This is a genomic window from Thioclava sp. F28-4, from assembly GCF_002020045.1.
GTDB lineage: Bacteria > Pseudomonadota > Alphaproteobacteria > Rhodobacterales > Rhodobacteraceae > Thioclava > Thioclava sediminum.
Genome location: NZ_MPZQ01000011.1, coordinates 41350 through 66465 on the forward strand (window position 1 = coordinate 41350; position 25116 = coordinate 66465).

The window sequence follows — 25116 nt, forward strand, 5'->3', positions numbered from 1 at the left end:
GGCGCCTTGAACTTGAGGATAGCACACTAGCTTGCCGCGCTTCGATCCGTTCGGCGCCCCCGCATCCCGAGAACGGACCGCCACCACGCGGATCACATAGTCGCAGTCACGCGCCCGTGAAATTGCAGTTCCGGCCCCCTGCCCCTATCGTGCCGCGACAATCGCCGAGTAGGCGCGCAGGACTGGCCCCATGGGAAATCCCCGACTGGCCCTGTCGCATCGGCAGATCAGAGAGACAGACTGGCCGCGACCGCCGCGCCGAGATGCGCGGCCCGACAGGTAGCAAGACAGGAAGGCCCCTTCATGACCAAGATCGCCCTCATCACCGGAGCCACCGCAGGGTTCGGCGACGCCATCGCCCGCCGTTTTGTCCATGAGGGCTGGAAGGTCATCGTGACCGGGCGCCGTCAGGAACGGCTCGACGCGCTGGTCGACGCGCTCGGCGGACCTGAGGTCGCGCATCCGCTGTGCTTCGACATCCGCGACGAGGCGGCGACGCGCGCAGCGCTCGACAGCCTGCCCGAAGGCTTCGCGCAGATCGACGCGCTGATCAACAATGCGGGCCTCGCGCGCGGCACCGCGCCCGCGCAGGACTGCGATCTGGATGACTGGCGCGCGATGATCGACACCAATATCACCGGGCTCGCGGTGATGACGCGGCTCACGCTGGATCGGCTGATTGCGCGCCGGGGGCTGATCGTGAACCTCGCCTCTATCGCGGCGAACTGGCCCTATCCGGGCGGCAATGTCTATGGCGGGACGAAAGCCTTCGTGCAGCAGTTCTCGCTCGGGCTGCGCTCGGACCTGTCGGGCACCGGCGTGCGCGTGACCTCGATCGAGCCGGGCCTGTCGGAGAGCGAATTCACGCTGGTGCGCACGGGCGGCGACAAGGCGGCCTATGACAAGCTCTATGCCGGAGCCGATCCGCTGCAGCCCGAGGATATCGCCGAGAGCGTCTACTGGGTGGCTGCGCTTCCACCGCATGTGAACATCAACTCGATCGAGATCATGCCGGTGAGCCAGAGCTGGGCACCGTTCCAGATCCACCGCGACTAAGGGTCACGCGGGGCCGATCACAGATAGACCGAGAGGCCCCGCCACCCTGCCAGCACCGCCGAGATCGCCATCACCCCGATCGCGATCTTGCGGTATTGCGCATGATCGAGCCGCGCGAAAGCCGCCGTGCCCGCCCAGGTGCCCAGCGCCATCGGCGGCACGGAAATCGCGGTGAGCCAGAGCACCTCTCCGTCAATCGCACCTGCGAGCCACAGCCCCGGCACCGCGATCACCGAAGCCACGAAGAAGAACAGCAAAAGCGACGCCCGCGTCTGCGCAGGCGGCGTGCCCGCGCCGAGATAATAGACCACAGCGGGCGGCCCGGGCATCGCGGCCAACCCCGAAAACGCCCCCGAGGCCACACCCGCCAGCAGCGCCAGCCCCGAATGCGGCTGCGGGGCGGTGGGCTTGTAGCGCAGCAGCATCGCGAGCCCGGTCAGCACCAGCACCGCAATTGCCATCCGCGCGGCATCGGGGCTGAGCGCACTGAGCGCCCAGATCCCCAGTGGCGTCCCGATTAGCGAGCCCGCACAGAGCCGCAGGAGCGAGGGCCGATGCACCGCGCCGCGCAGCTTGACCAGATCGTGCAGCCCCACGACCACCTGCAACAGCACCGCCATCGCGACAGCCTCCAGAGGCGGGATGAACAGCGACAGGATCGGCACGGCGGCAATCGCGAAACCGAACCCCGCCATGCCGCGCAGCACCGCCGCATAGGCCACGGCGAGGATCACATAGAGGGTCGTGGCGTCGAACATCATCGGCTCCGTCAGGGTCTTTCCCTCGCCCTAGCTCGCCGCCTGCGCGCCCGATTGGTCCAGAGCGGCATTTTCGTTGGGGCCAGAGACGCCCTCTTGCGCCAGCCGCGCCGCGATCTCGCCCAAGAGGCGCATCCCCGGCACGATGGCCTCGGTCTGGATCAGCGACAGGCCGAGCCGGATGAAGCGCCCCGCCTGTTCCGGGGCCACGAAGGGATCGCCGTTTTCCAGAAGGATACCTTCCGCCCCCGCCGCTGCGATCAGCTCGCGCCCGTCGACGCCCGCGGGCAGCTCCAGCCAGACCGAAGAGCCGCCATGACAGGGATCGGGCGCGCGGAAGCCGGGCAGCAGATCGGGCAGATGTTCCATCACCCGGTACCAGCGGTCGGCATGGGCCGCGCGCAGCTTGCGCAGCAGCGACAGGTAATGCCCCTCGGCCAGAAAGATCGCGGCCGTGCGCTGGTTGTTGAGCGGGACCGAGCGATGCACCAGCCGCCGCAGCCAGCGCGCCTCTTTCACCAGCGGCTCGGGGGCCACCAGAAAGCCCAAGCGCACCCCCGGCGCGAGCGTCTTCGACAGCGTGCCGAGATAGATCACCCGCCCGTCCCGGTCGCGCGATTTCAGCGCCGGTTCGCGGGCGAAGGCGACCTCGCCCTCATAGTCGTCCTCGATGATCAGGAAATCGTCCTGCGAGGCCCGCGCGAGGATCTCGTCGCGGCGCGGCCCGGGCATCATCACCATCGAGGGGCAATGCGCGCCCGGCGTCAGCAGCGCCAGATCGAGCCCCTGCCCCGACGCGATCCGCGCGCCTTTCTCATCGATCGGCAGCGGCACGGATTGCGCGCCGGACATCTCGAAGATGAAGCGCGAATCCGGGTAGCCCGGCATCTCGCAGCCGACCCGCTTGCCCGCCCCCGCCAGAAGCTGGGCGAGCAGGTAGAACCCCTCCTGCGCGCCGAGCGTGATCAGGATCTCCTCTGGCCGCGCATAGATGCCGCGCTCGGGCAGGATGCGGGTGCGGATCTGCTCGATCAACATCGGATCGTCGTCGACCGCCCGATCCGCCGCCCACCAGTCGAGCGAGGCCCGCCCCAATGTATCGCGCGAGGAATTGCGCCACGCGTTGAGCGGGAACAGTCGCGGATCTACCTGCCCGAAGATGAACGGATAGGGATAGTCCTGCCAGTTCAGCGGCTTACGGATATGGTTGAGCTTCGACGGGGTGACGCCGATACGCGCTTTCCAATCGACCACGGAGGCGCCCGCGACGCTCTGCCCTTTCCCCTGCCCGCGGGTGGCGACGAACAGCCCGCGGCGCGGCTGCGCCTCGAGATAGCCGCGCGCGACCAGCTCGTCGTAGACGGCGGTGGCGGTGTTGCGCGCGATGCCCAGCTTCTCGGCCAACGCGCGCGAGGACAGCACCTTTTGCCCCGGTGCCATCTTGCCCGCGTGAATCGCCGCGATCAGCGCCTGACGCAGCTGGCTTTGCAGCGGCTCGGGGCTGTTACGGTCGATGGAGACGGGCAAGCGGTCCATGATCTGGCTCCTTTGAATTGCCCTCGCATCTGCGCTCTGGCCCCATGGAAGAGCAAGGTCGAGCGGGCCAGATGTCGCCCGATCTTCGGCAATTGCCCATTTTCCGGTCATCTGCCCGGCTGAGGGCTTAAAACCTCTGCCCGAAATACATCGATGCCGAAATCTGGCCCCATCGGAATTGGCGCTCTGGCCCTCACATGCTGCACCGCGGAAAGGCTTGATGGGCGCCGAACCCAAAGGAAAGGGAAACTCCGATGGACGGTCAGTTCAACGATATCAGCGCCACGGTCGAAGCCGACCGCGCCCATGTCTGGCACCACCTGTTCCAGCACGCCGCACTGGACCACCGCGATCCGCGCATCCTTGTCGAGGGCAAGGGCATGACGGTCTGGGATCAGAATGGCCGCGACTATCTCGATGCGGTCTCGGGCGGCGTGTGGACGGTCAATGTCGGCTATGGCCGCGAGAGCATCGCCAATGCCGTGCGCGATCAGCTTCTGAAGATGAACTATTTCGCAGGCTCGGCGGGCACGATCCCGGCGGCGCAATTCGCCGCCCGTCTGGTCGAGAAGACGCCGGGTCTGAGCCGCGTCTTCTTCGCGAACTCGGGCTCGGAGGCGAATGAGAAGGCCTTCAAGATGGTGCGCCAGATCGCGCATAAGCATCACGGCGGCAAGAAGTGGAAGATCCTCTACCGCGAGCGCGACTACCATGGCACCTCGCTGGGCGCGATGGCGGCCTGCGGTCAGGAACAGCGCCGCGACCAGTATGGCCCCTTCCCCGACGGGTTCGTCGCCGTGCCGCATTGCCTCGAATATCGCGCGCAATGGGATGACGAAGTTTACGGTCTGCGTGCCGCGAACGCGATCGAAGAAGTCATCCTGCGCGAAGGCCCCGACACGGTGGGCGCGATCTGCCTCGAGCCGATCACCGCAGGCGGCGGCGTCATCACCCCGCCGGCGGGCTATTGGGAGCGGGTTCAGGAAATCTGCACCAAATACGACATCCTGATCCATATGGACGAGGTCGTCTGCGGCATGGGCCGCACCGGCGAATGGTTCGGCTACCAGCATTACGGCATCAAGCCCGATTTCGTGACCACCGCGAAAGGGCTGGCCTCGGGCTACGCTGCGATCTCCTGCCTGATCACGACTGAGGACGTGTTCGAGAAATTCCGCTCCGATCCCGACGACCCGATGAGCTATTTCCGCGACATCTCGACCTTCGGCGGCTGCACGGCAGGCCCGGCGGCGGCGCTGGAGAACATGCGCATCATCGAGGACGAGAACCTGCTCGCGAACACCAACGCGATGGGTGATCTACTGATGGACCGCCTGATGGAGCTGAAGGAAAAGCACGCCGTCGTGGGCGATGTGCGCGGCAAGGGCCTGTTCTGCGGGCTGGAACTGGTCGCGGATCGCGCCACGAAGGAGCCGCTCGACGAGAAGCTCGTCGAAGGTGTGGTCGGTGCCTGCGACGCGGAAGGTGTCATCATCGGCAAGACCTCGCGTTCGTTCAAAGGCTTCAACAACACGCTGTGCCTGAGCCCCGCGCTGATTGTCGGCCCCTCCGAGATCACCCGGATCACCGAGACGATCGACCGCGCGCTGGCCAAGCTCAGCGCCTGACACGGATCAACACTGGCCCGGGCGGGCAACCGCCCCGGCCCCTCCCCGAAAGAGGCCGCAAACGGCCCGCTCAACCAACAGACGAGGATAGACATGTTCAAGAAAACCGCCCGTTACGCGACGCTCGCGCTGATCGGCCTGCTGCCGATGGCCACGACCGCCTCGGCCGAAACGCTGATCATCGGCAATTTCGGGACGCCGATCCCGATGATGACCAAGGTGAAGACCGAGGACTATGCAAAGGCGATGGGCTACGATGTCGAATGGCGCAAATTCGCCTCGGGCACCGACGTGATCGCCGCGATGGCTTCGGGCGACGTGAAGCTCGCTGCGCTCGGCTCCTCGCCCTTCGCGATCGCCGCCAGCCAAGGCGTTCCGATCAAGTTGTTCATGATCGGCGACGTGATCGGTCAGGCCGAGAGCCTGATCGCGCATGACGGCTCGGGCATCTCGTCGCTGGCCGACCTCAAGGGCAAGCGCGTGGCCGTGCCGGTCGGCTCGACCGCGCATTTCTCGCTCACCGGCGCGCTCAAGCATGAGGGCATCTCGGAAAGCGACCTGACCATCCTGTCGATGTCGCCCGACCAGATCGCCGCCGCGTGGGAGCAGAACGCCATCGACGCCGCCTGGATCTGGGATCCGGTTCAATCGCAGCTGCTGAAATCGGGCACCCGCATCATGGGCGCGGACGAGACCGCGAAATGGGGCTACCCGACCTTTGACGGCTGGGTCGTCAACAGCCAGTGGGCCGAGGAAAACCCGGAAGCCGTCGCGGGCTTCGTGAAGGTCACCGCCGAGGCCGACGCCGCCTATATCGACAACAAGGACGCCTGGACCGCCGATAGCGACGAGGTGAAGGAGATCGCCACGAATACCGGTGCGGATGCCGCGCAGGTTCCGGGTATCCTCGGTGGCTACACCTTCCTCAAGCCTGCCGATCAGGTCGGCGCAGACTGGCTGGGTGGCGCGATGGCCCCTGCGATCAAATCGACCGCCGAATTCCTGAAGGAAGCGGGCCGGATCGACTCGGTGGCCGATGACTACTCGCAGTTCATCACGCTCAAGCCGCTGCAAGACGCGATGGGCGAATAAAGACACGCCCCAGCGCCCGGCCAGAGATCTGGCCGGGCGTTTCCCATTCCCCAGCTCCGCCCCGGAAAGGAAGCCCAGATGCTTGAAATCCGCCGCGCCTCCGTACTCTACCCCGCCCGTGACAAATCCGAGCCGGTCGAAGCCCTTCGCAATGTCGAGCTGACCATCGAGCCGGGCGAATTCGTGGTCGCCCTCGGCGCCTCGGGTTGCGGGAAATCGACGCTCCTGAACCTGATCGCGGGCTTCCTCGCGCCGAGTTCGGGCCAGATCAAACTCGACGGCGCCCCCGTGACCGGCCCCGGCCAGGACCGCGCCGTGGTGTTCCAGAAACACGCGCTGATGCCGTGGATGAACGTGCTCGACAACCTCGCCTTCGGCCTGAAGCTGCAGGGCGTCTCCAAGGAGAAACGCTACAAGGTCGCCCGCGAATTCCTGACCGTGCTGGGCCTTGAGGGGTTCGAGGACAGCCCCGTCTACATGCTCTCGGGCGGGATGCAGCAACGCGTAGGCATCGGCCGGGCGCTGACCGCCGATCCGCGCATCCTGCTGATGGACGAACCGCTCGGCGCGCTCGATGCGCTGACCCGCGAACGCGCGCAGGAACTGATCCTGAAAATCTGGGAAGCGCAGGGCAAGTCGGTGTTCCTGATCACCCACTCGGTCGAAGAGGCGCTCTTCATGGGCTCCAAGCTGATCGTGATGTCGCCTCGTCCGGGCCGGATCACGCATCGCTTCGACCTGCCCTTCTCGCGCCGTTTCCTCGCAGGCGAAAGCGCCCGCGACGTGAAGGCATCCCCCGAATTCATCGCGATGCGCGAGACCATTCTCGGCATCATCTTCGCAGACGAGGAGAAGGCCGCATGACCATGGATATCCAAGATGACAGCCGCCCCGCCCCGATGATCAAACGCATCTTCCGCCAAGCGCCCACCAAACCCGGCCAGACCTATGGCGTGCCGGGCGAAGGCAATACGATCAAGATCTCGGTCGTGGCCGTTCTGGTGGTGCTGGGTCTGTGGCAGATCGTGACGGCCTCCGGGCTGATCGCGCCGCTGTTCCTGCCCTCGCCCGTGGCCGTCGTGCAGAAGCTCTTCGGGCTGATCTCGACCGGCTTCACCGGCGTGCCGCTCTGGGAGCATATCCTCGTCTCCGCAGGCCGCGTCTTCGCCGCCTTCGCGCTGGCCTGTATCATCGGCATTCCGCTGGGCCTCGCGATGGGGATGAGCCCGGTGATGCGCGGGCTGTTCGACCCCTTCCTCGAGTTCTACCGCCCGATCCCGCCGCTGGCCTATCTGCCGCTGATGATCATCTGGTTCGGCATCGGCGAGACCTCGAAAGTGCTGCTGATCTTCCTGTCGGTGCTGGCCCCGGTGGCGCTCGGTGCGCGTGCAGGCGTCCGCTCGGTCGCGATCGAGCAGATCCACGCCGCCTATTCGCTGGGCGCGAGCCGGGCGCAGGTGCTGCGCGAGGTGGTGCTGCCCTCGGCGCTGCCGGAAATCCTGACGGCGATGCGCATCGGCGTGGGCTTCGGCTGGACGACGCTGGTCGCCGCCGAAATGGTCGCGGCGACGATGGGACTTGGCTACATGGTCCTGTCAGCCAGCCAATTCCTGCAGACCTCGACCGTGCTGGTGGGCATCTTCCTGATCGGCGGCATCGCGTGGTGCTTCGATCTGGCGATGCGCTGGGTCGAGAAGAAGGTCGTGCCGTGGAAGGGCCGGATGTAAGCCCACAACGCGAAAGGCCGGGCATGATCCGCCCGGCCTTTGTCCAAGGCGGCGGCGCTGCGCTGAGAGGCGCGCGCCACCGTTTTCATTTACGCACTCGGGAAGATCACTTCGGCACCAGCTGATAGAGCGCGCCGTCCCCCGCATCCTCGATGATCCAGACCTCGCCCTTGGGCCCCACCGCCACGTCGCGCACGCGCATCTGCAAATCCCAGCGCGCGATCTGGTCCGAGCCGTCGCCCGCGATCAGCGCGAGCCCATTGCCCGCAAGCCCGCCGATCAGCATATCGCCCTGCCAGTCGGGGAAGTCGCGCCCCTCATAGACCGCCATCCCAGAGGGCGCGATCACCGGCGTCCACCAAAGCTTCGGCGCCGCGAAATCGGGCCGCGTGTCGTGATCGGGGATCGGCTGACCGGAATAGTGCCGCCCATTCGACACCGCGTTCCAGCCGTAATTGCGGCCCTTCTCGATCAGGTTCAGTTCGTCGCCGCCGCGCGGCCCCATCTCATGCTCCCAGAGCTTGCCGTCGGGCGTGAAGGCGAGGCCGTATTGGTTACGGTGCCCCTCGGTCCAGGTCTCGGCGCGCACCCCGCCCGCCCCTTCATGGGGGTTGCCGGGCGCGGGCTCGCCGTCGCGGGTCAGGCGCAGGATCTTGCCGCGCGGATTGTCGGGGTCCTGCGCGGTGTCGGGCTGCATCCGGTCGCCCACCGTGAGGTAGAGCATCCCGTCCGGCCCGAAGGCCACGATCCCGCCGGGCTGGCCACGCCCGCCGGGCGTCTGCTGCCAGATCGTCTTCAGCTGCGTCAGCTGGCTGCCGTCCAGCACCCCGCGCGCCAGATGCAGCGCGTTATCCGGCGCGACATAGGTGATATAGACCTCGCGCGTGTCCGGAAAATCGGGCGGGACAGCGACGTCGAGCAGCCCGTTCTGGCCGCTATATTGCACCTCCGGCAGCCCGCTGATCGCCTGCGCTCCGCCGCCCGTGACATGCCACATCTTGCCCGACTTGCCGGTCACCAGAACCGAGCTGTCGGGCAAGGGCGCGATGGCCCAGGGGTTTTCCAGCTGCGCGATCGGCTTGAGCACGAAAGGCAGATCGCGGCTCGCGGGTTTCTCGCCCACGTTCTGCGCGGCGGCTGGCGTGGCGAGCGGCGCGAGGCCGAGGCTCGAGAGAACGGGGATCGTCAGGGCGAGCGCCAATGCGGCGCGCAGGCTCGGGAACGGGTTCATGAAGCACCTCCTCCCCTAGAGATGGGGCGGGGGCGCAGGATGGGAAGGGGTCTAAGGGGCGCTGCCCCTCTGCCTGCGGCATTCACCCCGGGATATTTCAAAAGAGCGAAGACATGTAAAAAGGCGTCTTCGCTCTTGCACAAATATCCCGGGGGACGCGCGTCAGCGCGGGGGGCAGAGCCCCCGCTTCCTTAAGATAAGATTTGTCGCCCTCCGGCGACGGGGGCAGCCCCCTACCGTCACTTGAAGTTGCGGCTGTCCTTCAGCTGATCCCAGGCCCAGACGACCTCTTGCAGCATCTCTTCCTGAGAGCGGTCGCCGCCGTTCATATCCGGGTGCAGCACCTTGATCAGCGCCTTGTAGCACTTGCGGACCTCGGCCTTGGTCATCGAGTCCTTCGCCTCGAGAATATCGAGCGCGCGACGTTCGGTCGGCGGCAGCTTGCGGCCCATCGTCCGGCCGGGGTTCTTCGTGGCGTTGTCGCCGAGGATCTCATGCGGGTCCGAGATCCCGTGACGCGCCCAGCCGGCCTCTTCCTTGGCCTTGCTGAAGGGCTTGGTCGGGCGCTCCCAGACAGTCGCATTGTCAAGGAAGGCCTGGAATTCTTCCTCGGACTGACCCTGGAAGTAATTCCAGTTCAGATTGTACTCGCGGACGTGATCCTTGCAGAACCAATAGTAGTCATCGAGAATTTTCGGGCTTTTCGGCGCACGGTACTTGCCCGGCTCGTTGCAGCCTTCCTTGTCGCAGATCCGGGTCGAGGTCTCGAAAGCCCCCGACATGCCGCGCCTGCCACGCGAGCGGCGCTTCTTGTCCGCCGCGGCCGAAATGTTGAAGCCGAAAGGATCGCTGTTGCTCATGCTTGCCTCTTGCCTGCTGCCCGAATGCCACTTCGGGGCGGCGTTTGAGGCCTGCCTCCGAGTCGGGTCACGCAGTCTACTGGAAATGACAGATGTTGAAAGGGGGTCGGGCGGAAATGGGGCCGCTATCTGCTCGGATCAAGGGTCGGTGCGGGGCGCCCCTACGACAACACAACCGGCGCGCCGAGATGGGGCGCGCGGCAGGTCTTGGAACTGGCGGCTCAGGACGGGCGGCGCCGCTTTCGGGACGCAGCCTTCGCAACGCCCCTGCCCCGCGTCAGTCTTCGTCTTTGGAAGACCCGTCCCGGTTGGCGCGCAGTTTCGGCGCGCGGCCCTCGGGCGCATCGGCGAGAAGCGCGCGGCGCTTGGCCTCGGGCGCGTCCTCGTCATTGGCCGCATCCTCGGGATCGGGATGCGCGCCGACCGCACGCGCCGGATCGGCGCTGGCGGGACGGCGGAAGACGAGCAGGTTGTGATAGACCGTGGATTTGCCGGTGAGCCCGGTACGCTCTTCCGCGGGCAGGGTCTCTGCGCGCAGGTATTCCCAGCCGCGCGTGGCCATCTCGTTCATCACGCCCGAGAGCGCATGGGCGAAACGGTCCGCGCCGGATTTCAGGCCGCGCTCCTTGTCGCCGCGCGCGGGCGCCGGGATGACCTTGTATTCGTAATGCTGCATGATGCACCTCAAGCTTTGCGGCCTTTCTAGCGGATGGCGGGTCCGGGTCAACTCAAACCAAGCCACGCTGGCGGGAACGGGCCGATAGCAGCCTCGCGCATCACGCGTCATCGCCCCCTTGCACGCCTGCGCGCGATGGTTCACAAATCGACCCAACCACGAAAGGACGTCCGCGATGCTCGACCAGACCGCCAAGCCCACTGAAGAAATCGACCTGCGCGAGGTGTTCGGCCTCGATTCCGACATGAAGGTCAAAGGGTTTGCAGAGCGCACCGACCGCGTGCCGGAGATCGACTCCACCTACAAGTTCGACCCCGACACCACGATGGCGATCCTCGCGGGCTTTGCCTACAATCGCCGCGTGATGATCCAAGGCTATCACGGCACCGGCAAATCGACGCATATCGAGCAAGTCGCCGCCCGCCTGAACTGGCCCTGTGTGCGCGTCAATCTCGACAGCCACGTGAGCCGGATCGACCTGATCGGCAAAGATGCGATCAAGCTGGTCGACGGCAAGCAGGTCACCGTGTTCCACGAAGGGATCCTGCCCTGGGCGCTGCGCAACCCGACCGCGATTGTCTTCGACGAATACGATGCGGGCCGCGCCGACGTGATGTTCGTGATCCAGCGCGTGCTGGAGGCCGACGGCAAGCTGACGCTTCTGGACCAGAACGAAGTCATCACGCCGAACCCCTATTTCCGCCTGTTCGCCACCTCGAACACGGTGGGTCTGGGCGACACGACCGGCCTCTATCACGGCACCCAGCAGATCAACCAAGGTCAGATGGACCGCTGGTCGCTGGTCTCGACGCTGAACTATCTCAGCCATGACGCCGAGGTCGCGATCGTTCTGTCGAAGAACCCGCAATACAACACCGAGGCCGGCCGCAAGACGATCAGCCAGATGGTGACCGTGGCCGATCTCAGCCGGACCGCTTTCATGAATGGCGATCTCTCGACGGTGATGTCGCCGCGCACGGTGATCGCATGGGCACAGAACGCGCGCATCTTCGACAATATCGGCTATGCGTTCCGTCTGAGCTTCCTCAACAAATGCGACGAGTTGGAGCGCCAGACCGTGGCCGAGTTCTACCAGCGCCTCTTCGACGAGGAACTGCCGGAATCGGCGGCAGCTATCGCCTCGTGATCCCGCGCCTCGCGATCCGGGGCGCGCTTCTCGCGGCGTTGCTGCCCTTCGCGGCGGCAGCCCAGGAGGCGCCCAAGGATGGCGAGATTTTCGCGGCCCTTACCGGGGATTGGAACGGCGACGGCACGCAGGATGCGGCGATGCTGGTGCAGAACGGTGCGGATGCGGCCGATCTGGTGATCTATCTCGGCGATCCTACTTTCGGGCTGAAACGCGAGATGGCGGTCGAACGGGTGGTCTTTTCGGGCCAGATGGGCGGGCAGACGCCTGCGCTCGAGTCGCTTTCCGACAGCGCGTTCAAGCTGCATTCCGAACAGATCGGGATCGGGCGCACCCCTTGGGAAAGCGCCTATTCCATCGCGTGGCGCAATGGCGGCTTCGTCGTCTCGGGCTACAGCTACCGCTATTACGACCGGATCGATCCCGAGGATACCGGCACTTGCGACGTGAACCTGCTCAACGGCGATTACGTCATGACGCGGCGCGGCCAGACCGCGAAGGGCTCGCAGGATCGCCGAGCCTTCCCGCTGAGTACGTTGCACGCGGACTGGATGCCGATGATCTGCACGGGGCTTTTCCAGTAATCGCAGCTCTTGGAGGCGCGCATAAAAACGCCCGGCGCGGGGGCCGGGCAAACTCGTTACTCTACTACTACGGCAGACCGGACCTTTTGGATCACGCGGCCTGACGATTTTCTGTCTCGCCCTTGGCCAGCTTCGCGGCCTGACCCCAGAACGCCATGTCGTCGAGCAGCGTTTTCGCCGGACCGTCCAAATGATCGCCCAGCTCCGCGATCGGCGTGCCTTGCGCGGCTTTCACGAAATCCGCACCGCCGATGCTGACCGCGCCCGCGACCGGGACCATGCCGAAATTGATCGCGACGAGCCGCAGATGCTCGACCGCGCGGGCAGCGCCCACGCCACCATAGCCCACGGTGCCCAGCGGCTTGCGACGCCAGCCCTCAAACGCATAGTCGAAGGCGTTCTTGATCGTGGCCGGGATCGAGTGGTTATACTCCGCCGTCACCACGATGAACCCGTCGAATTCCTTGAGCTTTTCGCCCCAAGCCTGCGCCTTCTCGCTGGTCACGGGCTTCGCTGCAGGCGGAGCCACCTCGTCGAAGAAGGGCAGCGCGGCTTCGCGCAGATCCAGAACCTCGTAGCGCATGTCGTCGCGCGCATCGATCTTGGTCTCGAACCATTCGAGTGCGCGGTCAGCGAAGCGCCCTTCGCGCGTCGTGCCGACGATCAGGCCGATGTTCAAAGTCTCGCTCATGTCGAACTCCTTTCGGGTATGTCGTCCGGTGTGTCGCACGGGGCCCTCGATTGGGGAAGTCGGGCCACAGGGGGAGGCGTGCGTCTCGTGTTCAACTCTACGTAAGCCCTGTTTGAGCCCATCCAACCCGCCCGCTATGTGCACAGGTGAACGGATGCCGCGCGCCAGCAGCGGGAACTTTCCCAGCCCCCCGCCCCGCGCAAACCAGGCCGATCTGCCGCGCGCGTCTCGCGCGATCGGCTCTTGCGGGCGGACGCGCGCGATGCTTTATCTGAGGCTATGAGCAAGCCTTCCGACAACCCCGCGGATCCCTTCAAAAAGGCGCTGGCCGAGGCCACCAAGACCATGGCCGACGCGCCCGATATGACGGTGAGCTATTCGGTCGACCCTTCGGGTATGACCGCCGACACGATGCGCCTGCCGCAGGTCTCGCGCCGGATGACGCGTGACGAGGTTCTGCTGGCGCGCGGCACGGCCGATGCGATGGCGATGCGCCGCCGCCACCACGATGCCGCGATCGACAGCCGCTATGCGCCCTCGGGCGATCTGGCGAGCGCGATCTACGAGGCGATGGAGACCGCGCGCTGCGAAGCCTTGGGCGCGCGCGACATGCCCGGCACGCTGTCGAATATCGACGCCAAGATCGCCCATGAGGCCGAACGCAAGGGCTATGCCCAGATCCGCGCCCCCGAAGAAGCACCGCTCTCGGTCGCCGCGGGCTATTTCGTGCGCGAACTGGCGACGGGCCGGAAACTGCCGCCCGGCGCGGATAACGTGCTCGACCTGTGGCGCCCCTTCATCGAGCAATCGGCGGGCGACGATCTGGAGAACGTCAATCACGTCCTCGCCGATCAGGCCGCCTTCGCGCGCCTCACCCGCAAGGTGATCGCCGATCTCGGCTATGCCGATCAGCTGGGCGACGATCCCGACGAGGATATGGGCGACGAGGCCGAAGACGAGCAGGAAGAGAACGCCGACGAGGAACAGGGCGAAGAGCAGGCCCGCGACGAGCAGGAGGACGACGAGGCCGAGGCCACGCCGGAATCCAGCCAGGAAGCGCAAGACGACCAGACCCAGACCTCCGTCAGCTCCGACGATCTCGCCGATCAGGAAATGAGCGACGAGATGGACATGCCGCAGGCCGATGCGCCGCTGGAGCCGCCGCCGCCCCCGCCGCATTCGCAGGCCGATCCGAATTACGCCGTCTACACGACCGAATTCGACGAGGAGATCGCCGCCGAGGACTTGGCCGAACCGGCCGAGCTGGAGCGTCTGCGCCTCTATCTCGATCAGCAGCTCGACCCGCTGAAAGGCGCGGTCTCGCGGCTCGCCAACAAGCTGCAGCGCCGCCTGCAGGCACAGCAGAACCGGTCGTGGGAATTCGACCGCGAGGAAGGGATGCTCGATGCGGGCCGCCTCGCCCGCGTTGTCGCGAACCCGACGACGCCGCTCAGCTTCAAGGTCGAGAAGGATACCGAGTTCCGCGACACGGTGGTGACGCTGCTGCTGGACAATTCCGGCTCGATGCGGGGCCGCCCGATCTCGATCGCGGCGATCTGCGCCGACGTGCTCGCCCGCACGCTGGAGCGCTGCGACGTGAAGGTCGAGATCCTCGGCTTCACCACCCGCGCCTGGAAAGGCGGGCAATCGCGCGAGAAATGGCTCGCCGATGGCCGCCCGCAAAGCCCCGGTCGCCTCAACGATCTGCGCCACATCATCTACAAGCGGGCCGACGCTCCGATGCGCCGGACGCGGGCCAATCTGGGCCTGATGATGAAGGAAGGTCTGCTGAAGGAGAACATCGACGGCGAGGCGCTGGAATGGGCGCATCGCCGGATGCTCGCCCGCTCGGAGCAGCGCAAGATCCTGATGGTGATCTCGGACGGCGCGCCGGTGGACGACTCGACGCTGTCGGTGAACCCCGCGATCTATCTGGAGAAACACCTGCGCGACGTGATCGCGATGGTGGAGCGCCGCCGCGCGGTGGAACTGATCGCCATCGGCATCGGCCATGACGTGACGCGCTATTACCAGCACGCGGTGACGATCACCGATGTGGAGCAACTGGCCGGCGCCATGACCGAGCAGCTCGCCTCCCTCTTCGACAGCGATCCGCGGGCCCGCGCCCGCTTCCTCGGGATCAAGAAGGCTATCTAATGTTTCAAGATTTCTCGGTGCAATCGCGCCCCGAACTGGGCCCGCCCCGGCTGGCGGCGCTGCGCGAAGCCATGTCCGAAGCCGGGCTCGACGGCTTCATCATTCCCCGCGCCGATGCGCATCAGGGCGAATATGTCGCGCCCTGCGATGCGCGGCTGGGCTGGCTCTCCGGCTTCACCGGATCGGCGGGCTTCTGCATCGCCCTGCCCGAGATCGCGGGCGTCTTCGTCGATGGCCGCTACCGGGTGCAAGTGCGCGCCGAGGTCTCGCTCGACCACTTCACCCCGGTGAACTGGCCCGAGGTGAAACCGGCCGACTGGCTGAAAGAGCATGCCCATGCAGGCGCGAAGATCGGCTTCGACCCGTGGCTGCATGCCAAATCCGAGATCGCGAAAATCCGCGAGGGGCTGGAAGGCACCGGCATCGCGCTGATCGAGAGCGAGAACCTCGTGGACCGCGTCTGGGAGGATCGCCCCGCCCCGCCCGCCGAACCGGCCCGCATTCACCCGCCGGAATTCGCAGGCGAGACCGCCGCAGAGAAACGCGCCCGTCTGGCCGAGGGCTTGCGCGACGACGATATCGCGGCCGCCGTCCTCACCCTGCCGGATTCTATCTGCTGGCTGCTGAACATTCGCGGCTCCGACATTCCCCGCAACCCGGTGGTGCAGTCCTTCGCGGTGCTCTTCGACGATGGCGCGGTGAAGCTCTTTGCCGATGACGCGAAATTCGACGCCGACCTGCGCGCCCATCTGGGCGACGAGGTCTCGATCCTGCCGCCCGACAGCCTGACCGCCGCGCTGGAGGCGATCGAAGGCCCGGTGCTTGTCGACCCCGACAGCGCGCCGCTCGCCGTCTCGCTGCTGCTGGCCGATCACGACACCAAGATCCATGAGGCGCGCGATCCCTGCATCCTGCCGAAAGCGCGCAAGAACGCCGCCGAAGTCGCAGGCATGGAGGCGGCGCATCTGCGTGACGCCTCCGCGATGGTCGAATTCCTCAGCTGGCTCGACACAGAAGCCCCGAAAGGCCAGCTGACCGAGATCGACGTGGTCACCGCGCTCGAAGGCTTCCGCCGCGACACGAACGCGCTGCTCGACATCTCCTTCGAGACGATCTGCGGCGCGGGCGGCAATGGCGCGATCGTCCATTACCGCGTGAACGAGGACACCAACCGGCCCGTGAAACCGGGTGAATTGCTGCTGGTGGATTCGGGCGGGCAATATGTCGACGGCACGACCGACATCACCCGCACCGTGGCCGTGGGCGATGTGCCGGACGACGCCAAACGCCCCTTCACCCGGGTGCTGCAAGGCATGATCGCTCTGTCGCGCACGCGCTTTCCGCGCAGCGTGGCGGGCGCCCATCTCGATGCGCTCGCCCGTGCGCCCCTTTGGGCCGAGGGTTGGGATTACGATCACGGCACGGGCCACGGCGTGGGCGCTGCGCTCTGCGTGCATGAAGGCCCCGCGCGGATCGCGCGCGTCTCGACCCTGCCGCTCGAACCGGGAATGATCCTGTCGAACGAGCCGGGCTATTACCGCGAGGGCGCATTCGGCATCCGGATCGAGAACCTGATCCTCACCGAGGAGGCCGAGGCCAAGGGCGACAACCGCGACCAATTCTCCTTCTCGACGCTGACCTGGGTGCCGATCGACCGCCGCCTGATCGACGTGGATCTGCTTGGCCCCGAGGAGCGCGACTGGCTCAACGCCTATCACGCCGAGGTGCTGGAGCGGATCGCACCGAAGGTCGGCGAGACCGCCAAGGCCTGGCTGCAAGCCGCCTGCGCGCCGCTCTGAGACGGTGCGGGCGGCAAGCCGTCGGATGCCTCCGGCGGGGATATTTCTGCCAAGCCGAAAAGCAGGGCGCCCTCTTTCGTATTGGCCCAAATATCCCCCGCGGAGCGTCCCGCAGGGGCCACACGCGCCGTCGCCTACAGGTCGAGCACCGCCTTCGCCGCCCGCGCGATGACGATTTCCTCATTGGTCGGGATCACGAGCACCCGCACCGCGCCCGACCCGATCTCGCGCGCATTCTCGGCATTGGCGCCGACGTCGATCGCGACCCCGAGGAAGCCCAGACCCTCGCAGGCCTGCGCACGCACGCGCGCCGAGTTCTCTCCGATCCCGCCGGTGAAGACGATCCCGTCCAAGCCTCCCATCGCCGCCGCCATTGCGCCGATCTGACGTTTGATGCGGAAGCAGAAATAGTCGATCGCCTCTTTCGCCTTGGGGTCGCTTGATCCTTCCAGCGTGCGCATATCGTTGGAGATGCCGGACATGCCCAGAAGCCCGGATTCCTTGTAGAGCAGCGTCGAGATTTCGGACGCGCTCATCCCCTCCTGATCCATCATGTAGAGCAGGATGCCGGGATCGAGCTCGCCCGGACGCGTGCCCATCGGCAGCCCTTCGAGCGCGGAGAACCCCATCGTCGAGGTGACCGACTGGCCATTCTCGATCGCGCACATCGACGCGCCCGAGCCTAAATGCGCGACGATCATCCGGCCCTTATGCAAGTCGGGCTCGGTGCGGGTCAGCTCGCCATTGATGAAATCATAGCTCAGCCCATGAAAGCCGTAGCGGCGCACGCCCTTCTCGTAATAGCGGCGCGGCAGGGCGAAGGTGTCGCTGACGAAGGGATGGCCGCGATGAAAGGCCGTGTCGTAGCAGGCGACCTGCGGCGTGCCGGGGAAGGTATCGACCGCCGCGCGGACACCGGCGAGGTTATGCGGCTGGTGCAGCGGCGCGAAGGGAGCGAGCTTGGCCAGCTCCTTCATCAGCGGTTCGGACAGGGGCTCGGGGGCGGCATGGTCGATCCCGCCATGCACGATCCGGTGGCCGACCGCGATCACTTCCAGCCCCGGAAAGGCCGCCTGAAAGGCCGCAAGCGCGGTGTGGAGCGCCGCCGCATTGGTCGCGAAATCGTCCGGGGCGGAGGCGGGCAGCGGTAGCGGCGCGCCATCGGGGCCGCTGAGTTTCATCGCTGCCTCGCGCCGCCCGATCCGGTCGACATGTCCAAGTGCGAGCGTGTCGAGGTCTTCCGAGAACAGCCCCAGTTTCAGCGAGGAGGAGCCGGAGTTCAGTGTCAGGATCGCGCGGGTGCTCATGCGCGATCCCCGCAGGTGCGGTGGTAGTGGATCGAGGCCACGGCGGCGGAGGCCAGCCGCGCCATCCCGCTATCGGAGCGCGAGTTCAGGATCACCGGCACTTTCGCGCCCAGCATCAGCCCCGCCCCTTCCGCATGGGAGATATAGGCGAGCTGCTTGGCCAGCATATTCGCGGAATCGATCCCGGGTGCTACCAGCACCTCGGCCCGGCCCGCGACCGCCGAGCGGATGCCCTTGGTGCGCGCGGCAGCCAGATCGACGGCATTGTCCATCGCCAGCGGCCCATCGACCTCGCCCCCGGTGATCTGCCCGCGCTCTGCCATCTTCGACAAGAGCGCCGCATCGAGGGACGACGGGATCGCGGGCGTCACGGTCTCGACCGCAGACAGCACGCCCACTTTCGGCACGTCGATCCCGATCGAGATCGCCACGTCGATCGCGTTTTGCACGATATGCACCTTGGTCTCGAGATCGGGCGCGATGTTGATCGCCGCATCGGTGACGATCAGCGGATGCACGACGCCGGGCACGTCCATCACGAAGACATGGGTGAAGCGTTTGCCGATCCGCAGCCCCGTCGCCTTGTCGAGCATCGGCTTCAAGAGCGCATCGGTATGCAGATGGCCCTTCATCACCGCGCCGGCGCGCCCCTCGTTGACCAGCTGCACCGCCATGCGGGCTGCATCGCGGGGGTGCTCTGCGGGCAGGATCTCGAACTTGGTCACGTCGCGGCCCAGTTCCTTCGCGACGGACATGATCTTTTCGGGATGGCCGATCAGCAGCGGCTCGATCAGGTGATGTTCGGCGGCGAGGAGCGCACCGTCGAGCGACACCGGCTCTTCGGGGCAGACGACGGCGGTGACCAGATCGGGCAGCGGCTCGGCCTTCTCCAGCAGCTTCTCGAAATGGCGATGGCGCTGCGAGATCAGGCCCGGCACTTCGAGCGCATCGAATTTCAGGTGTTTCTGCGGGGCATGGACCTCGGCCTCGCCCTCGACGATCAGCGCGTCATCGCCCACGCGGCGCACCTCCGTCTTCATCCGCAGAAGATCGCCGGGCAGCTTCTCGAGTACTTCGACGCGGGCGCAGAGCTCCTGTCCGGCGGCCGCGAGATCGTGGAAGCGCAGGCTTTGCGACCGGTAGAGCGTCCCCGGCCCCGGCAGCAGATTGCCCAACACGGCGGTGATCAGCGAGGCCACGAACATGCCCGGCGCATAGGCTTCCTTCTGGCCGTCGCCATCGCCGTCCTCGGCCTCCAGATGAACCGGGTTGTGATTGCCCGAGGCCGCCGCGAAGACATAGAAATCATCGGCCGTGCACAGCCGCTTCAACTCCGCCGATTGACCGACCTCGATCTCGTCCCATTTCCGGCTCTCGAACATCATGGCGCGCTCCTTCTTCATTGCCTGCTACGCAAGTCTGCCGGACCTGCGCGCTGCTAGCTAGGCAGAGATTCGCGACAAATCCTTGATCCGAGACAAAAACCGCCGACAAACCGCAGGAACCCTTTCACTCGCGCGCGGCTGAGCCTAAAGCTTGGGCAGCTAAAAGGGGAGGCGGGCATGGCATTGGCAGAGGCGCTGGCGGAACTCGAAACTTTGCTGGGCGACCGGCTCGACATCTCGAAGGGCGCGCGCGACCAGCACGGCCGCAACGAGACATGGTTCGCTTTCGCGCCGCCCGATGCGGTGGCCTATCCGATCAGCGCCGAAGAGGTCAGCGCGATCGTGAAAATCTGCGCCGCCCATGACGTGCCGATCACGCCCTATGGCACGGGCACCTCGCTGGAGGGCCATGCCGTGCCGGTGCGCGGCGGGATCAGCCTCGATCTGATGAAGATGGACCGCGTGGTGGACGTTCTGGCCGAGGACATGCAGGTGCGCGTCCAGCCCGGCGTGACCCGCGAGGCGCTCAACGAAGACCTGCGCGCGACGGGGCTGTTCTTCCCGGTCGATCCGGGCGCAAATGCCTCTCTTGGCGGTATGGCGGCGACCCGGGCGAGCGGGACGACGACGGTGGGCTATGGCTCGATGCGCGACAATGTGGCGGCGCTGGAAGTGGTGCTGGCCGACGGTCGCATCATCCGCACCGGCAGCCGCGCGAAGAAATCCTCGGCAGGTTACGATCTGACCGCGCTGATGGTCGGCTCGGAAGGCACGCTCGGGATCATCACCGAGCTGACGCTGCGCCTGCATGGCCAGCCCGAGGCGATCTCGTCTGCGGTCTGTGCCTTCGACACGCTGGAAGCGGCGGTCGAGACGGTGCAGATGACGATCCAGATGGGCATCCCGATGGCGCGGATCGAATTCGTCGACGACCTGACCGCGCAGATCTTCAACGAGGCGAACGGCACCGATTTCCCCGCGAAACCGCATCTGATGATCGAGTTTCACGGCTCGGAAAGCGGCGTGGCCGAGGCGTCCGAGCGGTTCGGCGAGGTCGTGGCCGAGATGGGCGGCGCCGATTTCCAATGGGCGACGACGACCGAGGACCGCAACAAGCTGTGGAAGATGCGCCACGGCGCCTACCCCGCCACGATCGCGCATCGCCCCGGCTGCATGGGGCTGGTGACCGATATCTGCGTGCCGATCTCGCGGCTGGCAGAGGCCGTGGCTGCGACGAAGCATGACATCCTCGAAGCCGGGCTGATCGGCCCCGTTGTGGGCCATGTCGGCGACGGAAATTTCCACTCGGTCCTGCTGCTCGATCCCGAGGATAAGGACGAGTTCAAACGCGCCAAGCAGGTGGCCGCGAAGATGGCCGAACGTGCGCTGGAGATGCAGGGCACCGTCACTGGCGAACACGGCATCGGCATGGGCAAGATGGGCTATATGCGCGGCGAGCATGGTGCAGGCTGGGACGTGATGGGCCAGATCAAGCGCGCGCTCGACCCGCAGAACATTCTCAATCCCGGCAAACTGGTGGAGCAGGACGAATGAGCTTCGAGACCCCGGACGCGCTGCCGCGCGCCTTTGCGAAAGCCTGGGGCGCGCGCGATGCGCAGGCGCTTGCGGGCTTCTTCGCGGAAGACGCCGATTTCATCTCGCTCACCGGCGGGATTGCCTCGGGCCGCACCCAGATCGCGGAACTGTTCGCAGGCGAACTCGCCGGCGCCTTCTCGCGCGCGCGGCTGGTGACCGGCAAGGCCAAATCGCGCGCCGTCGGCGCCGAGGCCGCGGTCGTCCTCCAACGCTTCGTCCTGACCGGGATCATCACCGAAAACGGCGCCGATGCCGGCCGGATCGGCTGCACGCTGGCCGCGACGCTTGGGCTGGCACCAGCGGGCTGGGAAATCGTCGCCGCGCAATTCGTGGTGGAGGCGGGGTAAGACGCCGTATGGCGGCTCCCAGCCGCTTAACCTATGGTTGCGACATGGGAGACATCAGACCAAGAATCGTCTTCGTTTGCAGCGACCGGCACCTCTCGCTGGGCAGCACCTTCATGCGCGCCCATCAGCTGATTGAACTGATTTCGCCCGAGCTTGGCGACGAGATCGATCTCTCCATTTCCCTCGCGCCGCGCAAGTCGAAGCTTTGGGGCAAGATCGCGCGCCGTCTCTGGGCCGCACGCCAACCTGAAGACGCGATCTTCTTCGTCACGAAAAGCGCCCTGCCCGTGCTGCGCCCCGAGGTCGCCGCGATCCTGAAGAAACGCGGCGGGACAATTTGCGCCGACTATGTCGATGGCGATCTCGACCGGCTTTTGTCGCCCGCCGCCGATCTGCATATCGCAAGCTCCTACCAATCCGAGCGTCAGCTGCTCGACCTTATCGCTGAGCGGAACGCCGACGGCCCCCGCTTTTCGTCCAAAGTCCACACAATCCTGCACGGCCCCGATATTCGCCTCGCCAATCAGGCTGTACGCGCGCAGCAGGACAAATTCCGCATGGTCTATTTCGGCGACCCGCTGAACTGCCAAATGAGCGAGGCGCTGCGAGACAAGATCGACGTGCTCAACGCGGCCCATGCCGAAGATTTCGAGGCCACTTTCGAGGCGCTTGGAGATTACAGCGCGCATTACTGTGTCCGCCCCGACGCGCAAGGCGGCCGCGTGACGAAACCATTCACCAAGGGGATGATCGCCGCCGCCTGCGGAGCCGTTCCGCTGGTGAACCGCTCGGTGCCCGATGCCGAAGCGCTGCTTGGCGCGGACTATCCCTATTTCACCGAAGACGACAGCGACACGGCGGTAGAAGCCGCGTTCGAGAAGATGGCAACGGAATTCGGCGGGCCAAACTGGACACAGGCCTTGAGCGCAACACAGGCGATGGCTGCGCTTATTTCCGCCCCCGCCATTGCTGAGAGATTCAGAGAACTCGTGAAAATCGCGCGCGGGAGCGTGTTTTCACTTTGAGCCGAGTGGCGCTTTGGATAAGGGGACAGTCACTATGACGATAGCTTCGCGCTCTTCATTTCCTAGAAAGATGGTCGTCTACTCGGCCATCATAGACGATTACGATGTGCCCTTGCCTCCTCGGCGGCTCAATCCGGCCTTCGACTATATTCTTCTGTCCAACACGGCGATGAAGGCTCACGGTTGGACCGTCAGGCCGCTCCCAGAGCCCGCCCGGGGTTTAAGTTCCAGCGATGCGAACCGCTGGTGCAAGATGTTCGCGCATGAAATCTTTCCCGAGTACGACTATTCTGTCTATCTCGATGGCAATATGCGAAGCGTCGGTGAACTCGAAATATTGCTCAACGAGTTCATCACATCGGGTGCCGAGATCGGCCTCTTCAAACATCCGGCGCGCCGCACCGTTTCCGAAGAGCTGATCGCCCTTTGCGCCAGCGATCGGTTCACGAGCGAAGAGAAGCTTGCAATGGCGGCTCAAGCGGCCCGCTACAAGAACGAGTTGCCCCCTGATAGCGGAATTCCTCTCTCTGAAAACGGTGTGATATTTCGAAGGCACGTCAGCCCCCATTTGTCCGATGCGATGTCACTATGGTGGCAGGAATTCCGTCACGGCTCCAAACGGGATCAACTCTCTTTGCCTTGGGTACTCAAGAAGATCCCGCTTCAGGTCCATCGCTGGGGGTGGTCATTCCGCAAACCCAACCCCTACTTCATTCATATGCCGCATCTTCACACGAAACAGCGCACGAAGCTCTCGATCGCGCGTTACTATCTCTCGATGCATCGAAAGACCCTGCGCAATCAGGTACGGCGCTACCTGTCCAATCGCCGCAAAACACGCGCGACCGACGCTTAACCCTTCAGCAAATCCAGTGCCGCCGCCTTCGCGGCTTCGGTGACTTCGGCGCCTGCGATCATGCGGGCGATTTCGTCGGTGCGCTCGGCTGTAGCCAGTGCGCGGACCTCGGAGGTGGTCATGTCGTTGTTGACCGATTTGGCGACGCAGAAATGGGTCGCGCCGCGGGCGGCGACCTGCGGGGAATGGGTAACGACGAGGACCTGCGCGCCCTCAGCGAGCTTCGCGAGACGACGGCCCACAGCATCGGCTGTGGCCCCGCCCACGCCGCGGTCGATTTCGTCGAAGATCAGGGTCAGCGTATCGGCGCCGCGCGCGAGCACGACTTTCAGCGCGAGCAGGAAGCGTGACAGCTCGCCGCCCGACGCGATCTTGTTGAGCGGCCCTGCCGGTGCGCCCGGGTTGGTGGCGACGGTGAAGCGGACGGTATCGGTGCCCTCGGCACCGGGCTCGCCCGCGGAGATCCGCGTCTCGAACACGGCGCGGTCCATCTTCAGCGGCGCCAACTCACCCGCCATCGCGGCGTCGAGCTGCCCCGCAGCCTCGGCACGCGCCTTCGACAGCGCAGCGGCGGCCTTGTCATAGGTCGCGCCTGCTTTCGCCAGATCGGCTTCCAGCGCACCGATCCCTTCCTCGCCCGCGTCCAAGGCCGCAAGCTTCTCGCGCAGACCTTCGGCGAAATCGGCCAGTTCATCGGCGAGCACACCATGTTTGCGCGCAAGGCCACGGATCGCGAACAGACGTTCCTCGCAGGCCTCCAAAGCATGGGGATCGAAATCGAGCGCATCCAGCGCGGTCTCCACGCCTTGCGCCGCGTCACCCAGTTCGAGGAAGGCACGCTCCAAGGCCTCCAGCGGCGCGTCGAGCCGCCCCTCGGCCCGGTCCGCAGCGCCCTGCAGCCAGCGATCGGCGTCGCGCATCATCCCCTCCGCCCCTTCCGGGCCGAGAGCGGCAAAGGCGCGCGACACATCCTCGCGGATTTTCGCGGCGCCCTGCATCAGGCGGCGCTGGCTGTCGAGCTCGGCTTCCTCACCGGGTTTCGGATCGAGCGTGTCGAATTCCTTCACCGCATAGCGCAGGAATTCTTCCTCTTCCTTCACCGCCGCGAGAGAACTCCGCGCCGCCTCCAGCTTGCGCGCAGCCGCCGCCCGCGCTTTCCACGCCGCGCGGGTGGCCTCCAGCAGATCGGAATGGCCCGCGAAGGCATCGAGCAGCGCCCGGTGGCCGCGTTCGTTGAGTAGGCCGCCATCGTCGGATTGGCCGTGCAGCTCCACCAGCGAGGCGGAGACCTGCCGCAGCACGTCGCCCGACGCCCGGCGGTCGTTGATCCACGCGGTCTTGCGCCCGTCGCGCGCATTCACCCGGCGCAGGATCAATTCGTCTGAGACGGGGATGCCCGCTTCGGCCAGCACTTCGCGTGCGGGGTGATCGGAGGGCAGCTCGAACACGGCCGTCACTTCGCCCTGATCGGCGCCCTGACGCACGAGTTCGGCCCGGCCGCGCCAGCCCAGCACGAAGCCCAGACAATCAAGCAGAATCGACTTGCCCGCCCCGGTCTCGCCGGTGAGCACATTGAGGCCGGGGCCGAAGTCCAGCTCCAGCCTCTCGATAATCAGAATGTCGCGGATATCCAGCGAATGTAGCATTTCAGACCATGA

Annotated in this window: 22 protein-coding genes; 13 read left to right on the plus strand and 9 right to left on the minus strand. The window is 65.8% G+C overall.

From position 1 onward, the window contains the following. Nucleotides 1–303: 303 nt before the first annotated feature. Nucleotides 304–1056 (plus strand): SDR family oxidoreductase, encoded by a 753-nt coding sequence (locus BMI87_RS18275; protein ID WP_078522973.1) that lies wholly within the window; start codon nt 304–306, stop codon nt 1054–1056. Nucleotides 1057–1073: 17 nt separating this feature from the next. On the opposite strand, the gene BMI87_RS18280 is transcribed toward BMI87_RS18275, so the two are convergent. Next, nucleotides 1074–1814 (minus strand): sulfite exporter TauE/SafE family protein, encoded by a 741-nt coding sequence (locus tag BMI87_RS18280; protein WP_078523036.1) that lies wholly within the window; start codon nt 1812–1814, stop codon nt 1074–1076. 30 nt (nt 1815–1844) lie between these two features. Further along, entirely contained in the window at nt 1845–3350 is a 1506-nt protein-coding gene (locus BMI87_RS18285; protein ID WP_078522974.1) for a PLP-dependent aminotransferase family protein, read from the minus strand. Between the two features lie 254 nt (nt 3351–3604). Here BMI87_RS18285 and BMI87_RS18290 point away from each other — a divergent pair, with 254 nt between their 5' ends. The 4 genes from BMI87_RS18290 to BMI87_RS18305 all read left to right on the plus strand — a co-directional run bounded on the left by BMI87_RS18290 (nt 3605) and on the right by BMI87_RS18305 (nt 7797). After that, nucleotides 3605–4978 carry an aspartate aminotransferase family protein gene (locus tag BMI87_RS18290; protein ID WP_078522975.1) on the plus strand — a complete coding sequence of 458 codons (1374 nt, stop codon included), beginning with the start codon at nt 3605–3607 and terminating at the stop codon, nt 4976–4978. Nucleotides 4979–5071: 93 nt separating this feature from the next. After that, the gene (gene tauA / locus BMI87_RS18295; protein WP_078522976.1) at nt 5072–6070 is read left to right on the plus strand and encodes a taurine ABC transporter substrate-binding protein; all 999 of its coding nucleotides are present in this window, start codon (nt 5072–5074) and stop codon (nt 6068–6070) included. A gap of 78 nt (nt 6071–6148) precedes the next feature. Further along, nucleotides 6149–6934: a taurine ABC transporter ATP-binding protein gene (locus tag BMI87_RS18300; RefSeq protein ID WP_078522977.1), complete on the plus strand. Its 786-nt coding sequence runs from the start codon at nt 6149–6151 to the stop codon at nt 6932–6934. Beyond that, the gene (locus BMI87_RS18305) at nt 6931–7797 is read left to right on the plus strand and encodes an ABC transporter permease subunit (RefSeq protein ID WP_232621617.1); all 867 of its coding nucleotides are present in this window, start codon (nt 6931–6933) and stop codon (nt 7795–7797) included. Before BMI87_RS18300 ends, BMI87_RS18305 begins: the two co-directional genes overlap by 4 nt. 106 nt (nt 7798–7903) lie before the next feature. Here the strand turns inward: BMI87_RS18305 and BMI87_RS18310 are convergent, their stop codons facing one another. The 3 genes from BMI87_RS18310 to BMI87_RS18320 form a co-directional block, all read right to left on the minus strand. After that, nucleotides 7904–9028: a PQQ-dependent sugar dehydrogenase gene (locus BMI87_RS18310; RefSeq protein ID WP_078522978.1), complete on the minus strand. Its 1125-nt coding sequence runs from the start codon at nt 9026–9028 to the stop codon at nt 7904–7906. 239 nt (nt 9029–9267) lie between these two features. Further along, the gene (locus tag BMI87_RS18315) at nt 9268–9888 is read right to left on the minus strand and encodes a DnaJ domain-containing protein (protein ID WP_078522979.1); all 621 of its coding nucleotides are present in this window, start codon (nt 9886–9888) and stop codon (nt 9268–9270) included. 277 nt (nt 9889–10165) lie between these two features. Then, complete coding sequence (locus tag BMI87_RS18320) at nt 10166–10564, minus strand: hypothetical protein (protein ID WP_078522980.1); 399 nt, start codon at nt 10562–10564, stop codon at nt 10166–10168. A gap of 175 nt (nt 10565–10739) precedes the next feature. Between BMI87_RS18320 and cobS the strand changes: the two genes are divergently transcribed. Both cobS and BMI87_RS18330 read left to right on the plus strand, forming a co-directional pair. Further along, entirely contained in the window at nt 10740–11711 is a 972-nt protein-coding gene (gene cobS, locus BMI87_RS18325; RefSeq protein WP_078522981.1) for a cobaltochelatase subunit CobS, read from the plus strand. After that, nucleotides 11708–12295: a hypothetical protein gene (locus tag BMI87_RS18330; protein ID WP_078522982.1), complete on the plus strand. Its 588-nt coding sequence runs from the start codon at nt 11708–11710 to the stop codon at nt 12293–12295. Before cobS ends, BMI87_RS18330 begins: the two co-directional genes overlap by 4 nt. Before the next feature lie 91 nt (nt 12296–12386). Here BMI87_RS18330 and BMI87_RS18335 read toward each other — a convergent pair whose 3' ends face one another. Then, nucleotides 12387–12986 (minus strand): NADPH-dependent FMN reductase, encoded by a 600-nt coding sequence (locus BMI87_RS18335; RefSeq protein ID WP_078522983.1) that lies wholly within the window; start codon nt 12984–12986, stop codon nt 12387–12389. 279 nt (nt 12987–13265) lie between these two features. Here BMI87_RS18335 and cobT point away from each other — a divergent pair, with 279 nt between their 5' ends. After that, the gene (gene cobT / locus BMI87_RS18340; RefSeq protein ID WP_078522984.1) at nt 13266–15143 is read left to right on the plus strand and encodes a cobaltochelatase subunit CobT; all 1878 of its coding nucleotides are present in this window, start codon (nt 13266–13268) and stop codon (nt 15141–15143) included. Further along, on the plus strand, nt 15143–16942 hold the full coding sequence (locus BMI87_RS18345) for an aminopeptidase P family protein (protein WP_078522985.1): 1800 nt from the start codon (nt 15143–15145) through the stop codon (nt 16940–16942). Before cobT ends, BMI87_RS18345 begins: the two co-directional genes overlap by 1 nt. Nucleotides 16943–17076: 134 nt before the next feature. Here BMI87_RS18345 and BMI87_RS18350 read toward each other — a convergent pair whose 3' ends face one another. Next, nucleotides 17077–18249 carry an acetate/propionate family kinase gene (locus BMI87_RS18350; RefSeq protein ID WP_078522986.1) on the minus strand — a complete coding sequence of 391 codons (1173 nt, stop codon included), beginning with the start codon at nt 18247–18249 and terminating at the stop codon, nt 17077–17079. Then, entirely contained in the window at nt 18246–19634 is a 1389-nt protein-coding gene (locus tag BMI87_RS18355; RefSeq protein WP_078522987.1) for a bifunctional enoyl-CoA hydratase/phosphate acetyltransferase, read from the minus strand. Before BMI87_RS18355 ends, BMI87_RS18350 begins: the two co-directional genes overlap by 4 nt. 177 nt (nt 19635–19811) lie before the next feature. Between BMI87_RS18355 and BMI87_RS18360 the strand changes: the two genes are divergently transcribed. The 4 genes from BMI87_RS18360 to BMI87_RS18375 are packed head-to-tail and all read left to right on the plus strand — an operon-like array spanning nt 19812 to nt 23458. Then, nucleotides 19812–21188: an FAD-binding oxidoreductase gene (locus BMI87_RS18360; RefSeq protein ID WP_078522988.1), complete on the plus strand. Its 1377-nt coding sequence runs from the start codon at nt 19812–19814 to the stop codon at nt 21186–21188. After that, entirely contained in the window at nt 21185–21577 is a 393-nt protein-coding gene (locus BMI87_RS18365) for an SgcJ/EcaC family oxidoreductase (protein WP_078522989.1), read from the plus strand. Before BMI87_RS18360 ends, BMI87_RS18365 begins: the two co-directional genes overlap by 4 nt. A gap of 44 nt (nt 21578–21621) precedes the next feature. Next, on the plus strand, nt 21622–22602 hold the full coding sequence (locus tag BMI87_RS18370; protein WP_146681665.1) for a hypothetical protein: 981 nt from the start codon (nt 21622–21624) through the stop codon (nt 22600–22602). A 34-nt stretch (nt 22603–22636) separates the two neighbouring features. After that, nucleotides 22637–23458 (plus strand): glycosyltransferase domain-containing protein, encoded by an 822-nt coding sequence (locus BMI87_RS18375; protein ID WP_078522991.1) that lies wholly within the window; start codon nt 22637–22639, stop codon nt 23456–23458. Here the strand turns inward: BMI87_RS18375 and recN are convergent. Further along, nucleotides 23455–25104: a DNA repair protein RecN gene (gene recN / locus BMI87_RS18380; RefSeq protein ID WP_078522992.1), complete on the minus strand. Its 1650-nt coding sequence runs from the start codon at nt 25102–25104 to the stop codon at nt 23455–23457. The two genes, BMI87_RS18375 and recN, sit on opposite strands and share 4 nt — an antisense overlap. Between the last annotated feature and the right edge of the window lie 12 nt (nt 25105–25116).